This window comes from uncultured Maricaulis sp. (genome assembly GCF_963976135.1).
Taxonomy (GTDB): domain Bacteria; phylum Pseudomonadota; class Alphaproteobacteria; order Caulobacterales; family Maricaulaceae; genus Maricaulis.
This window is the reverse complement of sequence record NZ_CAXBKN010000183.1, coordinates 1-2,197: the sequence shown is the minus strand read 5'-3', so window position 1 is coordinate 2,197 and position 2,197 is coordinate 1. Positions and strand designations below refer to the sequence as shown.

Sequence of the window (2,197 nt, the reverse complement as noted above, 5' to 3'; positions counted from 1 at the left end):
CTATTTCTTCGGCGCCGAAATATGGATCGGATGGCCCAGCGCCGTCAGCACGCTTTCGGCGAAGCCTTCGGTCAGGGTCGGGTGGACGTGGATGGTGCCGGCAATATCTTCCAGACGGGCGCCCATCTCGATCGCCAGGGCGAACTCGCCCGACAGCTCGGAGACATGGGTGCCGACGGCGTGGATGCCGAGGATGACGTGATCGCTTTCCCGCGCCGTGACACGGACGAAACCGCCATCACTGCCCGCTTCCATCGAAAGATAGCGGCCCGAGGCGGCGAGCGGGAATTTGCCGGTGATGATGTCTTCGCCCCTGGCCTTGGCTTCGTCCGGCGTCAGGCCGACGCCGACGATTTCAGGCTCGGTAAAACAGACGGCGGCAATCGAGACCGGATCGAACACGCGGCGATGGCCGGCGACCAGTTCGGCCACCATCTCGCCCTGGGCGGTCGCCTTGTGGGCCAGCAGCGGCTCGCCGATGACATCGCCGATCGCCCAGACGCCGCGCATGCCGGTGCGGCATTGGTCATCGACCTTGATGAAACGGCCATCGACCAGTTCCAGCCCCATTGTCTCGACGCCCCAACCCTCCAGGCAGGCCTTGCGGCCGACGGCGACGAGGATCTTGTCGGCCTCGATACGCTGGGCTGTGCCCTTGGCGTCTTCGTATTCGAGGAAGGTCTTCTTGCCCTCGGTAACGACGCCCTTCGCCTTGCAGGAGAGGTTCACATCGACCTTGTGCTTCTTCAGCCACATGGTGATCGGACGGGTGATCTCCTTGTCATAGATCGGCAGGATGGCCGGCGCCGCCTCGATAAAGGTGACCTCGGAGCCGAGCTTGCGCATCGCAATGCCCAGTTCCAGACCGATATAGCCGGCGCCGACAACGACGAGTTTTTGCGGCAGTTCGGTCAGATCGAGCGCCTGGGTCGAGCCGATCACGGTGTCGCCGAACGGGAGGAAAGGCAGTTCAACCTCGACCGAGCCAGTGGCGATGACGACATTCTCGGCATTGATCTCGATCTGGCTGCCATCCTCGAGATCGACGACACAGGTCTTGGCACCGTTGAATTTGGCCCAGCCGGAAATGTGCTCGGCGCCGGCCGCCTTGAGCAATTGCGCGACGCCGCCAGTCAGCTTGGTGACAATGCCGTCCTTCCAGCCTTTCAGCTTGCCCATGTCGAGGGTCGGTGCGGAAGCGAGGGAAATCCCCAGCGCATCGCCGCCGGCATGTTCGCCCATATCCTCGAACTTGCTCGCCGCGTGGATGACGGCCTTGGAGGGGATACAGCCGCGATTAAGGCAAGTGCCGCCGAGCCCGTCCCTGTCGACGATAACGACATCAAGGCCCAACTGGCCGGCGCGGATCGCGGCGGGATAACCGCCCGGGCCGCCGCCGACAATGAGAAGCTGGCAATTGCGTTGTTTCATCGGAAGGGCTCCATCACGGCGGCACAAATCATGGGGCGGGATTTAACCGCTCGCAGGTCAAAGGGAAAGGCCCGGCACTGAGGCCTCAGCGCTCACGCCCCAGCGGCACGCGCTCAACCAGCTTCACCCGCTCGCCCTTGCGCCGCATAATCTGCACCGCGCTGGCCAGACAGCAGATGGAAAGCTCCGCCTCGTTGAGTTCGCGCATGCGAGCCTGCGAGGCGGCGGCATCGCTGTCACGCCCGATGGTGATATGGGGCGCCTGCGCCGGCCCGGCGGGACGCTCGGCGGCCAGGGTGCCGGAATAGAGCCGGTCCTGCAGCGCAGCCAGCGCCTCGTGGCCGGGGCCCGGCAGTAGCCAGTCCATCACCTCACTGCGGCCGTCATCGCGATGCGAAACGGCGCGGTCCAGCACGATCTCGAAGGGTCTGACGCCAAGCAGGCGCGCCTCGACCTCACGGGCAAACTCGCCGGGGCTCCAGCCGCTCACCGGCCCGACCAGGGTGAAGTGCGGCAGCAGTTGATCGGCCCGCTCCGCGTCATGCTCACGCCGCCAGAGCTGGATCTGCTCGTAGTCGGCGAGGGCAAATTCCGGGCAGAGCAAGGCAAGATGGGTTTCGGTTGGCATGGGTTGTCCTCTTGTTTGACGTTCACCCTATCCCACAACCGCCCGCACCAAAATCTCCACGCGGCGTGCCGCTGGAGGTTTGAGTGGCCCTCCCCGTTTGGGAGGTGTGCGGGACGCGGCGAATGCCGTTTAGCGCAA

2 protein-coding genes are annotated in these 2,197 nt (G+C 64.7%); both read right to left on the bottom strand.

What is annotated here, in order from left to right:
* A complete protein-coding gene (gene lpdA, locus AAC023_RS14405) occupies positions 1–1,431 on the bottom strand; it encodes a dihydrolipoyl dehydrogenase (protein WP_339741994.1) in 1,431 nt (476 codons plus the stop codon).
* 85 nt (positions 1,432–1,516) lie between these two features.
* Positions 1,517–2,059: a 2'-5' RNA ligase family protein gene (locus AAC023_RS14400; protein ID WP_339741992.1), complete on the bottom strand. Its 543-nt coding sequence runs from the start codon at positions 2,057–2,059 to the stop codon at positions 1,517–1,519.
* Positions 2,060–2,197 lie beyond the last annotated feature (138 nt).